Origin of the sequence: Sorangium sp. So ce406 (assembly GCF_051474675.1) — a bacterium.
GTDB classification, from domain to species: domain Bacteria; phylum Myxococcota_A; class Polyangia; order Polyangiales; family Polyangiaceae; genus Sorangium; species Sorangium cellulosum_G.
Genome location: NZ_CP150340.1, coordinates 289,193 through 303,380 on the forward strand (window position 1 = coordinate 289,193; position 14,188 = coordinate 303,380).

Genomic DNA, 14,188 nt, shown 5'->3' on the forward strand with positions numbered 1-14,188 from the left:
AGAGGCGCCCGAGGACGATCGCAGCGTCGGGGTGACCGGCGCTGTAGGTGAGCACGATACCGAGAGCAGGTACGCGAGTCCCACAACCGGTCCAGCTTCCATGCAGCACACGCGTCGTCCACGATAAACGGACCACACGCAGGTTCGAGCTGTCAAGAGGGATGTGGAATGGTGAACAAGGGCTGTAATGCCTGGTTCACTCGGACGGTGTCCAGAAACGTCGACGCCCCGGAGGTCGTCGCGAGGTCCGGCGAGGGCATCACCCGTTCGCGCCGGGGCCGGGCGGCGCCACGACGGCTCAGCCGGCGTCGCCGAGGGGCGCCGCGAGGACGCCGCGTACGATCGCGGCCACCTCGTCCGGCCGCGACAGGAACGGAGAGTGGCTCGCGTCGAGGCGCAGGACCTTCCGCGCGCGCTGCGACATCGCCTCCTGCGCGAACACCGGGATCGCGTTGTCGCGCTCGCAGATCACGTACGTCGACGGCAGCTCCTGCCAGGCGGCGGCGCTCAGCGGCTGCGTGAACGCCGCCATGGCCTGGGGCACCAGGGCCGCCTCGGCGGCGGCCGCCACCTCCTCGGCGCAGTCGTTGTAGAAGACGCTGCGCGGATCGGCGGGCGTCACCGCCGCGCCGTCGGCGGAGGTGATCCACCACGGCGGGGGCTGTCCGCCGATCGCCGAGAGCAGCGAGTCCCCCGGGCCGAGCATGAACGCGCACAGGTAGACGATGTGGGCGACCTTGCCCGTCCGGGCCGCCACCTCGGTCACCGGCAGCCCCCCGTAGGAGTGCGCGACGACGATCGCCTCGCCGGGCACCTCGGCGATCGCCGCGCGGACCGCGGCCGCGTCCGCCGCGAGGTCCCCGCGCCGGCCCGGCTCCGCCCCGGCGCTCGGCAGCTCCGGCACGCGCACGTCGATCCCGCTGCCGAGCAGCCTGCACGCGACCTGAGACCAGCACGCCGGCCGGTGCCAGGCGCCATGGACGAGTACGACCGAGGGGATTGCGCTCATGGGCTCCTCGCCTTCGCGGCGCGCGCGCGATCTGCGGCGCGCGTGGGACGACCGCGACGCTAACCGACCCCCTCGATCGGCACCAGCGCGCGCTTCGCCGGCGCTCCGGGCCCGCGCCCGCGCACCTCGGACCGCGGCGCGCGCATCGAAACGCGCGGGAACGACGTCGCGATCCGGGCGCGCCCTGGACGGCAGCCCGACGCCGGGGTACACCATATATCGGAACGTAATTCCGAATAATGGAACGCTCGGGAACGGTCGACAAGGCGGTGCGCGCCCTCGAGGCGCTGCGGGAGAGCGGCGGCAGCGCGTCGCTCGCGGAGCTCGCGGCGCGCCTCGGCATGCCGAAGGCGACCCTGCACCGGCTGCTCGCGTCGCTCGCGGCGCACGCGCTGGTCGAGCAGGACGGCGAGGGGCGCTACCGGCTCGGCGTCGGCCTCATCCGCCTCGGGCTCGGGGCGCAGGGGCTCGACCCCGTCGCGCGCGTGGCCAGGCCGGAGCTGGAGCGGGCGGCGCGCGCGTTCGGCGAGACGTTCTTCCTCGTCGCGGCGCGCGCGGGGCGGCTCGTCGTGCTCGACAAGGCGGAGGGCACCGGGCTGCTGCGCGCGGCGCCCACCGTCGGGGCCGAGGTCCCTGTCGACGTCACCGCGAGCGGCCGGCTCTACCTCGCGCTCGCGCCCGAGCTCGTGGGCGCCCCGGCCGCGGGCCCCGCCGCGCAGCGCGCCGCGCGGCGCGGCTACGACGTCAACGAGGGGGAGTGGATCGACGGGCTCACGGTCATCGCGGCCCCGGTGCTCGCGCGCGGCAGCCTGCACGGCTGCATCGCCTGCGCCGCCGCGGCCCAGAGCCTGCGCGGCGATCGGCACGACGCCGCGGTGCGCCACACGCGCGAGGTCGCGGAGCGCGTCGCGCGCGCGCTCCAGGGTGAAGGCAGGAGGTGAACGGCATGAAGACATGGATCGATGGGCGGGTCGTCGACGTGACAGAGGCGACCGTGAACGTGACCGACCACGGGCTGCTCTACGGCGACGGCGTCTTCGAGGGCATGCGCGTCGCGGCGGGCCGGGTCTTCCGGATCGACCGCCACCTCGCGCGGCTCGCGGTCGGCGCGAAGGCGCTCGGCGTCGCGCTGCCGCGCTCGACCGACGAGCTCCGCGCGATCGTCGAGGAGACGGCGCGCGCGCACGGCGATCGCGAGGCCTACGTCCGCCTCGTGGTGACGCGCGGCGTCGGCCCGCTCGGCGTCGACCCGACGACCTGCGAGCGGCCCGGGCTGTTCTGCATCGTGGGGTCGATCCGCCTCTTCAGCGAGGAGCAGCGGCGGCGGGGCCTCGATCTCATCACGTCGAGCCACCGGCGTCCGGACGCGGACGCGCTCGACATGCGGATCAAGAGCCTGAACTACCTGGGCTCCGCGCTCGCGAAGCTCGAGGCCAGGCAGCGCGGCGCCGACGACGCGCTCCTGCTGAACACGCGCGGCCACGTCGCCGAGGCCTCGGTGGCCAACGTGTTCGCGCTCCGGGGCGACGTGCTCGCGACGCCGCCGCCCACCGACGGGTGCCTCGAGGGCATCAACCGCGCGGCCGTGATGGACATCGCGCGCAGCATCGGGCTCACCGTCGTCGAGCGCTCGCTCGGGCGGCTCGACTTCTTCGCCGCCGACGAGGCGTTCCTGACGGGCACCGGCGCCGGCGTGATCGCGATGCGGAGCCTCGACGGGCGCACGATCGGCGGCGGGGAGCGCGGCCCGGTCACCGCCCGCCTGACCGCGCTGCACCGGCGGCTCGCCGAGAGCGAGGGCGTCGAGATCATCGCGCCGGGCGGCGGTCAGGGCTAGAGCGACAAACGGGTTGAGAAGGCGGAGAAAGAGCGAGAATTCAACGCAAAGGCGCAAAGGCGCAAAGGCGCAAGAGAGAAGATTTAGTTGCGTCTTTGCGTCTTTGCGCCTTTGCGCCTTTGCGTTGATCTCCGGGCTTCCAGGCTGATCGGTAGGCCAGGGGGAGGGCCGCGGACCCGGCGAGGTGAGGCGATACCAACCGGTTCACCATCGCGTCGTCCCGCGGGCGCCGGTCGAGCGACGCGGCGCCGCGGGGCAGGTCAGGAGTCGCGGGCGATCTCCGCGAAGATGCCGCGCAGCCACATGTGCGCCGGGTCCTTCGCCTGCCGCTCGTGCCACACCTGGTCCAGGGAGAACCCGCCGAGCTCCACGGGCGGCCTCATGACGCGCAGCGCTTCCATGTCGGCGAACACGCGCGCGATGCGCGCCGGCACGGTGAGCACGAGATCGGTCTGCGCGACGATGTGGGCCGCCACGAGGAAGTGCGGGATCTGCAGCGCCACGCGGCGCGAGAGCCCCTGCTGGGCCAGGACCTCGTCCACCCGGCCGCCGCCGTCGCCGCGCGGGCTGATGAGCGCGTGCGGCAGGCTCGCGTACATCTTGAGCGTGAGCTTGCTGCGCACCACGGGGTGGTCCCTCCGCACGACGCACATGTAGTGCTCCTCGATGAGCCTCTGCCGGTAAAACCCCGCGGGCACGGTCGGGAGCAGGCCGATCGCCAGATCGACCTTGCCGGTCTCCATGGAGCTCCACATGTCGCTGTCGTAGGGCCGCGCGATCAGGTCGACGAAGGGCGCCTCGGCGAAGAGCTTGTGCACGAGGCGCGGCAGCAGGATGAGCTCGACGTAATCCACGGTGGCGACGGAGAACGAGCGGCGCGCCGTCGCGGGATCGAAGCGCGGGCTGCGCGCGACCGTCGTCTCGATCTTGGCGAGGGCCTCGCGGATGGGGCCGGCGAGCTCCTGGGCGCGCGGGGTCGGGATCATCCCCCTCGGCGTGCGCACCAGGACGGGGTCGTCGATCAGGGCGCGGAGGCGCCCGAGCGCGTGGCTCATCGCCGACTGGCTCAGCCCGACGCGGGCCGCCGCGCGCGTGACGCTCCCCTCCGCCAGCAGGGCGTCGAACACGACGAGCAGGTTCAGGTCAATCGAGGCAAGATGCACGGGATGCATGTGGCCCATGCTACTAATGAGTTGGAGGCGCGCCATGGGACGCCCTAGAGGATCCTCACTGAGCCGGCAGGATGGACCGCCTGGGGAGGCGAGGGATGCCGCCGGCCGCCGCGCCCATGTCTCGCTTCGATCGTCAGAGCACGCCCGCGGAGCCGCGCTTGCGGCTCCTCCTGGCGGCCGCGCCGCCCGCGATCGCACCAGGGTGTGGCGCGTGCAGGCGGTGCATGTCGTCACGTGGTCGTCTTCAGGTAAAGAACCATGCAGCAGTCGGAATTGTGCTGTGAGCCCGGTGAAGATTGATGCTCCTGGTCTGGTCCGCTAAGTAGTCCGCCTCCTGAGATCGCCCTGAAAGCGAGCCCCCGCGCGGCCCGCTTCAGGGCGGAGCGGCCAGAGAGCCCCAGCTCACACGAGCTCACATGAGCTCGCACGGGCGCGGAACGTGGGCCTTCGGAGCGCCTGGATGCCGGATGGCCTGAACTCGCCATCTCGCCCCCAGGGGGCGGCTGCTGAGCTCGGTTCGAGCTGGTTCGCCTGCCGCGGGCCCGTTTCCTCCGCGTTTCGGCGGGTGATGCCCGCGGAGCGCGCGCGCCGCGTCCATGAGCGGCGCGCTTCGGCAACTGTACGGAACAACGGTCACAGGAATGAGAGCGCCATGCCAAGTCGCAAATTGAGTTCGTTGATCCTCGCTCCGCTCACCGCTGTCGCCCTCCTCGCCTCCTGCGCGCCGTCGCCGGAGGGCGAACACCACAACGCCGCGTCGAGCGCGCTCTCCGTCCGGGATCGGCTCAAGGCGTGCGAACGGGATCCCCGGGTGGTCGCCGGGCTCGTCACGAGGGAAATTTGCGCAGGTGCTGATATCTTCTTTCGCGAGACGTTCGAGGGCAATGGCCGGACCTGCGGGTCCTGCCATCCTGTCGAAAACAACTTCACGCTTGACGTCCCGTTCATCGACGCTCTCCTCGACAGCAACCCTCTCGACCCGCTCTTCATCTTCGAGCAGGAACCGGAGCTGACCGATCTCGAGACGTTCGAGCTGAAGGCGAACGCCCTTGTCCGCGAGAACGTCGACGGCTTCGAGGATCTCGATCGCAAGTACGTGATGCGCGGAGTCCAGCACACGCTGTCGCTGGCGACGACCATCGCGCCGGACCCGGCGAACGGGACGACGGACGTGCCGCGGCAGCGCACGGGCTGGTCGGGCGACGGCGCCCCGGGCGACGGCTCGCTGCGCCAGTTCCTCACCGGCGGGATCACGCAGCACCTCCCGAAGGATCTCGGGCGCGAGCCCGGGGTCGCGTTCCGGCTCCCGACCGAGCAGGAGCTCGACCTCGTGCTGGCCTACCAGATGAGCCTGGGGAGGACGAACGAGCTCGACCTGACGAAGATCAAGCTGGCCGACCCCGAGGCGAACGAGGGGCGGCTCGCGTTCCTCGACCCGAACCGCGGCCGCTGCAACGTGTGCCACAGCAACGCCGGCGCGAACCACATGGACACGGGGCGCAACCGCAACCTGGACACGGGGACCCGGACGGCCCCGGGGACCAACGACGCCTTCGGGGTGTTCGACGGCGGGTACGGCGGCAAGGGGAAGGCCGAGCCCGACTTCGACGTCCTCGACCTCAAGTTCCTGAACGGGTACGGCGACGGCACGTTCAACGTCCCGCCCATCATCGAGGCCGTGGACACGCCGCCGTTCTTCCACTCGAACGCGTTCGGGCCCGACATCGAGGGCGCGGTCCATTACTACACCCTGAGCTTCTTCAAGAACTCGCCGGCCGGCAAGGAGCTGGAGAAGCGGTTCGGCAGCCCGATCGCGTTCCCCGACTCCGACATCATCAAGATCGGGCGCTTCCTCCGCGTCCTGAACGCCGCGTTCAACCTCGACCTCGCGCGGCAGCGCCTGGACGCCGCCCAGGTGCTCGCCCTCCGGTTCCGCGACACGCAGGCCGACGTCCAGCGGCGCCTGATGGAGCTGGCCGAGGTCGAGATCGACGACGCGGTGAAGGTCATGTCCATCCCCACCGCGCCGCTGCACCCGGTCGCGATCGATCGCCTCCGCCTGGCGAAGGCCGAGATCGCGGCGGGCGTCGAGGCGACGCGCTGGTCGCTGCGCCTGGCCCGCCTCTCGGCGGCGATCGCGCGCGTCCAGAACGCGCGCGATCAGTTCGGCTCGAACATCACGTACCGGCTCGGCAAGGGTAACCTGATGTACTAGCGAGGAGCGCGGTCGCGCGGGGTGCGCCAGCGCTGGAGCGGCGAGCGCGTCACGGCCGCTGGCCAACGCCGCGCGAACCGGTAGGTTACGGCCCCCCGGCGTGGCCGGCCTGCCAGGTTCCTCGCTTCGATGTTGTCCGGTTCACGTCTCGGCCTCGGCTCCCCCTCGGCCCCCACGACCGCGCGCCCCCGCGCCGGGCGCTCGCTCCTCGCGCGGCTGCTCGAGCTGGCGTGGGCGTACCGCGGGCGCGTCACCCGCGTCCTCGGCTACCAGATCGTCCTGCTCTCGCTGGGGCTCGCGGGGCTCGGCCTGACGGGGCTCGCCATCGACATCCTCCGCCACCGGCTCGATCCATCGGTCCGCGCGCCCGCGCTGCCGCTCGGCCTCGGCCGGCTGGTCGACGTCGAGCGGGAGCCGATGGTCGCGGTCGGCGCGATCGGCGGCGCCATCCTCGCCATGGCGGCGGCGCGCGCGGTGCTCAACTACGGGTACGCGCTCTCCGTGGGCCACCTCGTCCACATGGAGATCGTCCCGGATCTCCGGGCGAGGGTGTACGACAAGCTCCAGCGGCTGAGCTTCCGGTTCTTCGACGCGAACAAGAGCGGCTCGCTGATCAACCGCATCACCAGCGACGTGCAGCTCGTGCGCTCGTTCGTCGACGGCGTGCTGCTCCAGAGCGTCATCATGGTCCTGTCGCTCGGCGTGTACGTCGCGTACATGCTGCGCGCGCACGTCCTCCTGACGATCGCGTGCCTCGCGCCGACGCCGCTCATCTGGATCGCGAGCACGCTCTTCGCCCGGTGGGCGCGGCCCGCCTACCTGCGCAACCGGGAGCTCGTGGACCGGATGGTGCTGAGCTTCACCGAGGGGCTGCAGGGGATCCAGGTCATCAAGGGGCTCGGGCGGGAGCGCGAGGCCCACCGCCGCTTCGACGAGCGCAACCGCGAGGTGCGCGAGCAGCAGCAGGACACGTTCCGGAAGGTCAGCGTGCTCAGCCCGACCATCGAGCTGCTCGGGCAGGTGAACCAGGTCGTCCTGCTCGGCATGGGCGGGCTGCTCGTGGCGCGCGACCGGATGACGCTCGGGCAGCTCGTGGTGTTCGCCGGCATCCTGCAGCAGTTCTCCGGGCAGATCGCGAGCATGGCCACGATCGTCAACACGGCGCAGCAGAGCTTCATCGGCGCGCGGCGCGTGTTCGAGGTGCTCGACACCCCCGTGGAGATCACGAGCCCCGAGGCGCCCGCGCGGCCCGCCGAGGTGGCGGGGCGCCTCGTGTTCGAGCGCGTCACGTTCGGCTACGACGCGGCGAGGCCCGTCCTGCACGACATCGAGCTCGACATCGCGCCCGGGCAGTTCGTCGCCGTGGTCGGCCCCACCGGCGCGGGCAAGAGCACCCTGCTCAGCCTGATCCCGCGCTTCTACGATCCGACCGCCGGGCGCGTCGTGCTCGACGGCGTCGACCTCCGGCGCCACGACCTGGACTTCATCCGCCGGCGGATGGGGGTCGTCTTCCAGGACAACTTCCTCTTCAGCAACACGGTGGCGGCGAACATCGCGTTCGGCGCGCCGCACGCGACGCGGGAGCAGATCGAGCGCGCCGCGGTGATCGCGTGCGCGCACGAGTTCATCCGGGAGCTGCCCGAGGGCTACGACACCGAGCTCGGCGAGTCGGCGGTCAACCTCTCGGGCGGGCAGCGGCAGCGGCTCGCCATCGCCCGCGCCGTGCTGCTCGACCCGCCGCTGCTCCTGCTCGACGACCCGACCGCCGCGGTGGACGCGAGCACCGAGCGCGAGATCCTCGACGCCATCCTCAGCGCCACCCGGGGGCGGACGACGATCATGGCCACGCACCGGGCCCACCTGCTCCGCCGCGCGCACCAGGTGATCGTGCTCGACCGCGGCCGCATCGCCGAGCGGGGGACCCACGAGGAGCTCCTCGGCCGGCGCGGCCACTACGCGAGCGCGCTCGCGCTGCACGACGCCCACGTCGGCGCCGCGCGCGCCGAGGCCGCCCCCGCGAGCCGGCCGGGTGGCCGCCCGGCGCGGCCGGCCCCGGCGGAGGACCCGGCGTGAGCGGCGCGCGCGAGGGGCGCGAGACGCGCCAGACGCGTGAGACGCGTCAGACGTCCGATTCGCCGCGCCGCGCCGCGGACGCGCCGGGGGAGGCGCGCCCCGCCGCCGGGGCGCCGGCCATCGACGTGCGGCTCGGGCTCGCGCGCGCCGCGCTCGACGACGAGCGGGAGCCCGACCACCGGCGGCTCGACCTCGGGCTCGTGCGGCGGCTGTTCGGCTTCACCCGCCCGTACGCGAGGAAGCGCGACCTGCTCTTTCTGCTGGTCGTCGTGCGGTCGATCCAGCTCCCGCTCCTGACGTGGGCGGTCGGCGCGATCATCAGCGGCCCGGTCGCCGGCCGCGACGCGCGCGCGACGCTGCTCTCCGTCCTCGGCTTCGCGCTGTTCGCCCTGGTCACCGCGCTCGTCTTCCACTTCCGGGCGCGCTTCGCCCTCGAGCTCGGGGAAGCGGTGGTGTTCGACCTGCGCGACCGGCTGGAGCGGCACCTGCTGCGCATGCCCATGAGCTTCTTCGTGAAGACGAAGGTGGGGCGCCTCATCGGCCGCATGACGTCCGATATCGACGCGATCCGGGTGGCCGTGCAGGACGTTGTGTTCGTGAGCACCGTGCAGCTCGGCACGATGGCCGTCGCCATGGGGCTGATGGCGTACTCCCATTTCACCCTCTTCCTCGTGGTCCTGGCGATGGTCCCCGTCTTCTGGGGGCTGATCGTCTATTTCCACAAGCGCCTCGGCGCCGCGCACCAGCGCGCGCAGGAGAGCTTCAGCCGCGTCACGGCCACGCTCGCCGAGTCGGTCACCGGGGTCCGCGTGACGCAGGGGTTCGTGCGGCAGGACATCAACGGAGGGCTCTTCCGCGCGCTGATCTTCGACCATTCCCGCTACAACATGGATGCGGCGCGCCACTCGGCGGTCTTCCTGCCGCTGCTCGAGTTCAACGGGCAGCTCTTCCTGGCGGTCCTCGTCGTGATCGGCGGCTATCAGGCGCTGGGCGGCGCGATCGAGCTGAGCGTGCTCGTGCAGTTCTTCTTCCTGACGAACCTCCTGTTCAACCCGATCCCCGTGCTCGGCAATCAGTACAACCAGGCGCTCACGGCGATGGCGGGCGCGGAGCGGCTGTTTCGCGTGCTCGACACGGAGCCCGACTGGCCCGACGAGCGCGGCTATCCGGCGCTGCCCCCGGCGCGCGGGCGGGTGGTCTTCGAGGGGGTGCACTTCGCGTACGAGCCGGGCAAGCCGGTGCTCCACGGGGTGGATCTCGTCGCCGAGCCGGGCCAGATGATCGCGCTCGTCGGGCACACGGGCAGCGGCAAGACGTCGATCCTGAACCTGCTCGCGAAGCTCTACCGGCCGACGGCGGGGGTCATCACGATCGACGGGCACGATCTCGCGCGGACGTCGTCCGCGTCGCTGCGCGCGCAGCTCGGGCTGGTGCTGCAGAGCAACTTCCTGTTCAGCGGGACGGTGCTCGACAACGTGCGCCTGGGGAACCCGGCGGCGACGGACGAGGAGATCCGCGAGGCGGCGCGGAGCCTGGATGTGCTCGACGTGCTCGAGGCGCTCCCGGACGGCCTGCGCACCGAGGTCGGCGAGCGAGGGACGGGGCTGTCGCTGGGGCAGCGGCAGATCGTGTGTTTCCTGCGCGCCGTGGTCGCCCGGCCGCGGATCGTGCTGCTCGACGAGGCGACGAGCTCGGTGGACGCGCTCACGGAGGCCCGGCTGCAGGCGGCGCTCGGGAGGCTCCTGGAGGGGCGCACGAGCTTCGTGGTGGCCCACCGGCTGAGCACGATCCGGCACGCGGATCGGGTCGTCGTGCTCGACCACGGGCGGGTCGTCGAGCAGGGGACGCACGCGGAGCTGCTCGCGCGCGGGGGGGTGTTCGCGGCGCTCCATCGGGAGCTCGCGGGGGACGGGGAGAGCCTCGCGGAGGCTTGATGGATCGGCCCCCGCCGGGGGCCTGCGGTCGATCGCGAGCGGGGGAGAGCGCGCCGCGGTCGGAGGCGGCGCGAGGGGGGATCAGGAGGTCAGACGACCTCGAGGCGGACGGGGACGTTGTTGCGCGTGGCGTTGGAGTACGGGCAAACCTGGTGCGCCTTCTCGACGAGCTGCTCGGCCTGCGCGCGCTCCAGGCCCGGAAGCGAGATCCGGAGGCCGACGTCGATGCCGAAACCACCCTCGGAGCGGGGGCCGATGCCGACGGACGCGGTCACGGTGCTGTCGGCGGGGATCCGGGCCTTCTCCTGCCCGGCCACGAACTTCAGGGCACCCAGGAAGCAGGCCGCATAACCCGCGGCGAAGAGCTGCTCGGGGTTGTTCCCGTCACCGCCGGCGCCGCCGAGCTCCTTCGGCGTCGAGAGCTTCACGTCGAGGGTGCCGTCCGCGGTGGTGGCGCGGCCATCCCGGCCTCCATTGGCAGTGGCTTGGGTCGTGTACTTCACGTCGACAGGCATCGGAGAGCTCCTTTCGTGGCAGAGAGCCAGGCTGGGCAGGGCCCGGCCGGGCAGCCGTTCGGATACGCACCCATACTGCCCAAGTCCATCGTCCGCAATCAGGGACGAGAGGCCGCAGGACGCGACGCTCGCCTCTGATAACGTGACGACGGCGTGACGCGGCCGGATCGCGAGGCTCCGGCGAGCGGACCCGTGCTCCCCCGGACGCGCTCTCTCACGCGCCCGACCAGGTGTACTCGAGCGCGGCGACGTCCGGCGCCCCGACCGGTATCTCCGCGGTGAAGCCGAGCGTGACGAGCTCGAGCCGGTTTCCGAACGGATCGTTGAAGTAGAGCGACGCGTGGCCCGGCGGTCCGAGCCGCGTGGGGCCGTACGTCGGCACGCCGGCGTCGTTCAGGCGCTTCTTCCAGGCGAGGAGCTTGCCCGGCGCGACCCCGAGCGCGCAGTGCGGGTGCGACGCCGCGCGGGGCGGCTGACCGATCGACGACTCGAAGAGGTCGAGTCGCGGCCCGCCAGCGAACACGATCGACAGGTGAACGCCGCGCGCGATCTCGTCCGCAGGGCGCCCCATCCGCGCGAGGAACTCGGCGTCGACTCGCATCATCACGCGCGCGCCGAGCAGCCCGACGTAGAACCGCTCGGCCACCCGCAGATCCGAGCACGGCACCGTGATGTGATCGACCGCGCGCAGCTTGCCGCCCCACGGGGGGCTCAGGCGGTACACGAGGTGCGACCAGGCGAAGAACAGGCGCATCCCCGCGCCGATCGCCCTCCGCTGGACACGCGCGGAGAACGGAAGGGCGGAGAACGGAACAGCGGTGAGCTCCGGAGACATCATCGACATCATGCGTTTTCTCCCTGCCATGAGGTTCAATCAATCAGTTGATTGAAACGTACGCGACGGCGGGCGGGCGGTCAAGGCGAGCGCGGCGGGCGCTTGCTGGAAGGGGAGAAAATCAGTAGCGTTCCGCGGGCTTGGCGAAGACGAGAGGCGTCGCGGCGGCCGGCATGACCTCGGCCACGGAGCTCGGTGCAGCGCGGCGGCGCGACCTGCTCGAGGCGGCGTATTCGCTCATCGCCGAGAAGGGGCTCGAGGGGCTGAGGACGCGCGACATCGCGGCGCGCGCGGGCGTCAACATCTCGACGCTGCACTACTACTTCGGGACGAAGGACGCGCTCCTCGCCGCCATCGTCGCGCATGTGACGGGCAAATTCGTCGAGGCGCAGCGCCGGCCGGAAGGCGCGGGCGCCGCAGGCCCGATGGACGCGCGCGCGACCCTGAGAGCGCACCTCGAGGGCGCATGGCGCACCTTCCAGGACAACCCGCACCTCGCGGCCGTCCTGCAAGAGCTCTCCGCGCGCGCGCAGCGCGATCCGGCGGCGCAGACCGCGCTGCGCGAGGTCCACGAGGCGTGGAACCTCGCGGTGGAGCAGATCGTGCGGCACGGCGTCCGCGGCGGACAGCTCCGCTCCGATCTGGACCCGCGCGCCGCCGCCCGCGTGGTCACGTCCTTCGTCATCGGCGCGATGACCCAGCTCGGGGTCCACGCCGGAGGGTTCGACTTCCACCATGTCGCCGGCGAGCTCGATCGATGGCTCGCCGCCGCGCCGTCCGCCGCGCCAGCCGCGCGGCCGCGCCGCCGCGCGTGAAGCGACCGCGCGTCGCGATCGTGCGCCGATAGCTCTCCTCGTCCCCAACCGAGCATCCTCGGAGGCGCCTCCGGGGTGGCGGAGCGCCCGATGCGACATCGCGACGCAGGACAACGTGTCACATCGTCGCGCGGCGTTGCAGCGTCTAGATCCCGCGTCATGAGACGACGACAGATACTGGATCTCGCCGCCGTGAGCGCCGCGGTCGCCGCCCTGCAAACGCTCGGCGGGTGCGCGCAGGACGACGGCGAGCCCGGGCCATCCCCCACGACACCTCGAGGAGAGGACTCCACGATGCAGCACATCGCCATGCTCGTTTACCCCGGCTTCACCGCGCTCGACCTCATCGGTCCCCAGACCGCCTTCGGCTTCCTCGACGACGTGCAGATACACCTCGTGTGGAAGACGCTCGACCCCGTGACGACGGACATGGGCATCACGCTCCTTCCGACCGCGAGCTTCGCGACGTGCCCTGAAGAGGTCGCGGTCCTCTTCGTTCCAGGCGGCGTGGACGGCACGATCGCCGTGATGAAAGACGCCGAGGTCCTCGACTTCCTCGCGTCGAGGGCGGGGCAGGCGGGCTACGTGACGAGCGTCTGCACGGGGGCGCTCGTGCTCGGCGCGGCCGGGCTGCTCCGCGGTCACCGCGCGACGACGCACTGGGCCTTCCGCGAGGTGCTGCCGCTCCTCGGGGCCGAGCGCGTCGACGCGCGCTATGTCGAGGACAAGAACCGCATCACGGGGGGCGGCGTGACGTCAGGCATCGATTTCGGCCTCCGGATCGCCGCCAGGATGCAGGGAGACGAGGTGGCGCAGAGGGCGCAGCTCATCATGGAGTACGCCCCCGACCCGCCGTTCCAGGCGGGCACGCCCGAGTCCGCGCCCGCGGCGCTGGTCGAGCAGATGCGCGGCATGGCCGCGCCGGCCGTCGCCGAGGCCATGCGGGCAGCGGAGCAGGCCCAGGCGCGCTGGTGAGCGCGCGCTGGTGAGGGTGGCGCGACGGCGCGGTCGGTCAGCTCGTCCGGAAGGCGCGGTACAGCTCGTCGCGCCACGCGATCAGGTCGGCGTAGCGGTCGCGCAGCTCGGGGTCGGCGAAGCACCGCCGGCCGGCGGGGCTGAGCTTCAGCTGGGCCGGCGGCATCACGCTCACGAGCGCCTGGCTCACCGTGATGTCGGCGAACGTGAAGCGGTCCAGCAGCGTCTTCGGCGCCGTCGCGGGCAGCGTCTTGCGCGCGAGCGTCGCGCGGATCTCGTCGAGCGCGTCGACCAGCGCGCGCCGGTGCGCCGCGCCGTCGGCCGTGTGGCCGTCGTACTTACGGAGGGTGCGGCGGACGCCCAGCGCCCCGATCCGCGAGGCGAGGGGACCGAGCGCGCGGCGGATCGGCCCGGGCGTCATGTCGGCGAGCGCCTCGTCGTCGGCCAGCATGCGAGCCAGCGAGAGGGCCCGCCCGGCGTCGAGCGCGCGCTCCGAGAGATCGATGAACCGCGCGATCTCGGCCTGGTGCTCGGCCGGGAACAGCGTCGGACCGTCGCCCCGCCCGTCGGCCCAGCGCGCGATGTCGGCCGAGTCGGCGATCACGCGCCCATCGTCGGTGGTCAGCACCGGCACGCTGACCCGGCCGGTGAGCCGGCGGAGCTTCGCGCGGAGCGCCGGCTCGCCGATCAGCGGCTGGTAGTGCCGGAACGTGTACGGAACGCGCCGGACGTCGAGCGCCCAGCGCGCCTTCTCGGTCCACGGCGAGAATATCAGGCCCAGCAGCTCGGTCATGGCGCCGGCAGCCTA

General features: G+C 72.1%; 12 protein-coding genes. 7 read left to right on the forward strand and 5 right to left on the reverse strand.

The features are described 5' to 3' along the window. Positions 1 to 298 precede the first annotated feature (298 nt). The gene (locus WME96_RS01110) at positions 299 to 1,009 is read right to left on the reverse strand and encodes an alpha/beta hydrolase (protein ID WP_437288334.1); all 711 of its coding nucleotides are present in this window, start codon (positions 1,007 to 1,009) and stop codon (positions 299 to 301) included. A 239-nt stretch (positions 1,010 to 1,248) separates the two neighbouring features. On the opposite strand from WME96_RS01110, the gene WME96_RS01115 reads away from it, so the two are divergent. Further along, positions 1,249 to 1,950: an IclR family transcriptional regulator gene (locus WME96_RS01115; protein WP_437288335.1), complete on the forward strand. Its 702-nt coding sequence runs from the start codon at positions 1,249 to 1,251 to the stop codon at positions 1,948 to 1,950. 5 nt (positions 1,951 to 1,955) lie between these two features. Then, complete coding sequence (ilvE, locus tag WME96_RS01120) at positions 1,956 to 2,846, forward strand: branched-chain-amino-acid transaminase (protein ID WP_437288336.1); 891 nt, start codon at positions 1,956 to 1,958, stop codon at positions 2,844 to 2,846. 260 nt (positions 2,847 to 3,106) lie between these two features. Here ilvE and WME96_RS01125 read toward each other — a convergent pair whose 3' ends face one another. Then, positions 3,107 to 4,018, reverse strand: a complete 912-nt coding sequence (locus WME96_RS01125) for a LysR family transcriptional regulator (protein ID WP_437288337.1) — start codon at positions 4,016 to 4,018, stop codon at positions 3,107 to 3,109. A 652-nt stretch (positions 4,019 to 4,670) separates the two neighbouring features. Between WME96_RS01125 and WME96_RS01130 the strand changes: the two genes are divergently transcribed. The 3 genes from WME96_RS01130 (at position 4,671) to WME96_RS01140 (ending at position 10,240) form a co-directional block, all read left to right on the forward strand. Beyond that, positions 4,671 to 6,233, forward strand: coding sequence for a hypothetical protein (locus WME96_RS01130; RefSeq protein ID WP_437288338.1), 1,563 nt, complete (start codon positions 4,671 to 4,673; stop codon positions 6,231 to 6,233). 129 nt (positions 6,234 to 6,362) lie between these two features. Next, a complete protein-coding gene (locus WME96_RS01135) occupies positions 6,363 to 8,306 on the forward strand; it encodes an ABC transporter ATP-binding protein (protein WP_437288339.1) in 1,944 nt (647 codons plus the stop codon). Further along, a complete protein-coding gene (locus WME96_RS01140) occupies positions 8,303 to 10,240 on the forward strand; it encodes an ABC transporter ATP-binding protein (protein WP_437288340.1) in 1,938 nt (645 codons plus the stop codon). Before WME96_RS01135 ends, WME96_RS01140 begins: the two co-directional genes overlap by 4 nt. A gap of 89 nt (positions 10,241 to 10,329) precedes the next feature. Here WME96_RS01140 and WME96_RS01145 read toward each other — a convergent pair whose 3' ends face one another. Continuing rightward, entirely contained in the window at positions 10,330 to 10,755 is a 426-nt protein-coding gene (locus tag WME96_RS01145) for an organic hydroperoxide resistance protein (RefSeq protein WP_061620282.1), read from the reverse strand. 214 nt (positions 10,756 to 10,969) lie between these two features. Then, complete coding sequence (locus tag WME96_RS01150; RefSeq protein ID WP_437288341.1) at positions 10,970 to 11,602, reverse strand: VOC family protein; 633 nt, start codon at positions 11,600 to 11,602, stop codon at positions 10,970 to 10,972. Positions 11,603 to 11,730: 128 nt separating this feature from the next. Between WME96_RS01150 and WME96_RS01155 the strand changes: the two genes are divergently transcribed. Together WME96_RS01155 and WME96_RS01160 are read left to right on the forward strand one after the other, a co-directional pair. After that, positions 11,731 to 12,405, forward strand: a complete 675-nt coding sequence (locus WME96_RS01155; RefSeq protein ID WP_437288342.1) for a TetR/AcrR family transcriptional regulator — start codon at positions 11,731 to 11,733, stop codon at positions 12,403 to 12,405. Between the two features lie 159 nt (positions 12,406 to 12,564). Further along, positions 12,565 to 13,380, forward strand: coding sequence for a DJ-1/PfpI family protein (locus WME96_RS01160; protein WP_437288343.1), 816 nt, complete (start codon positions 12,565 to 12,567; stop codon positions 13,378 to 13,380). A 37-nt stretch (positions 13,381 to 13,417) separates the two neighbouring features. On the opposite strand, the gene WME96_RS01165 is transcribed toward WME96_RS01160, so the two are convergent. Next, positions 13,418 to 14,173: a glutathione S-transferase gene (locus WME96_RS01165; protein WP_437288344.1), complete on the reverse strand. Its 756-nt coding sequence runs from the start codon at positions 14,171 to 14,173 to the stop codon at positions 13,418 to 13,420. Positions 14,174 to 14,188: the final 15 nt, after the last annotated feature.

Coding starts and splice junctions, on each gene's coding strand:
- WME96_RS01150 (WP_437288341.1), bottom strand. CDS start 11,602: ATGATGTCGATGATGTCTCCGGAGCTCACCGCTGTTCCGTTCTCCGCC.
- WME96_RS01145 (WP_061620282.1), bottom strand. CDS start 10,755: ATGCCTGTCGACGTGAAGTACACGACCCAAGCCACTGCCAATGGAGGC.
- WME96_RS01125 (WP_437288337.1), bottom strand. CDS start 4,018: ATGCATCCCGTGCATCTTGCCTCGATTGACCTGAACCTGCTCGTCGTG.
- WME96_RS01130 (WP_437288338.1), top strand. CDS start 4,671: ATGCCAAGTCGCAAATTGAGTTCGTTGATCCTCGCTCCGCTCACCGCT.
- WME96_RS01165 (WP_437288344.1), bottom strand. CDS start 14,173: ATGACCGAGCTGCTGGGCCTGATATTCTCGCCGTGGACCGAGAAGGCG.
- WME96_RS01110 (WP_437288334.1), bottom strand. CDS start 1,009: ATGAGCGCAATCCCCTCGGTCGTACTCGTCCATGGCGCCTGGCACCGG.
- WME96_RS01160 (WP_437288343.1), top strand. CDS start 12,565: ATGAGACGACGACAGATACTGGATCTCGCCGCCGTGAGCGCCGCGGTC.
- ilvE (WP_437288336.1), top strand. CDS start 1,956: ATGAAGACATGGATCGATGGGCGGGTCGTCGACGTGACAGAGGCGACC.
- WME96_RS01135 (WP_437288339.1), top strand. CDS start 6,363: ATGTTGTCCGGTTCACGTCTCGGCCTCGGCTCCCCCTCGGCCCCCACG.
- WME96_RS01115 (WP_437288335.1), top strand. CDS start 1,249: ATGGAACGCTCGGGAACGGTCGACAAGGCGGTGCGCGCCCTCGAGGCG.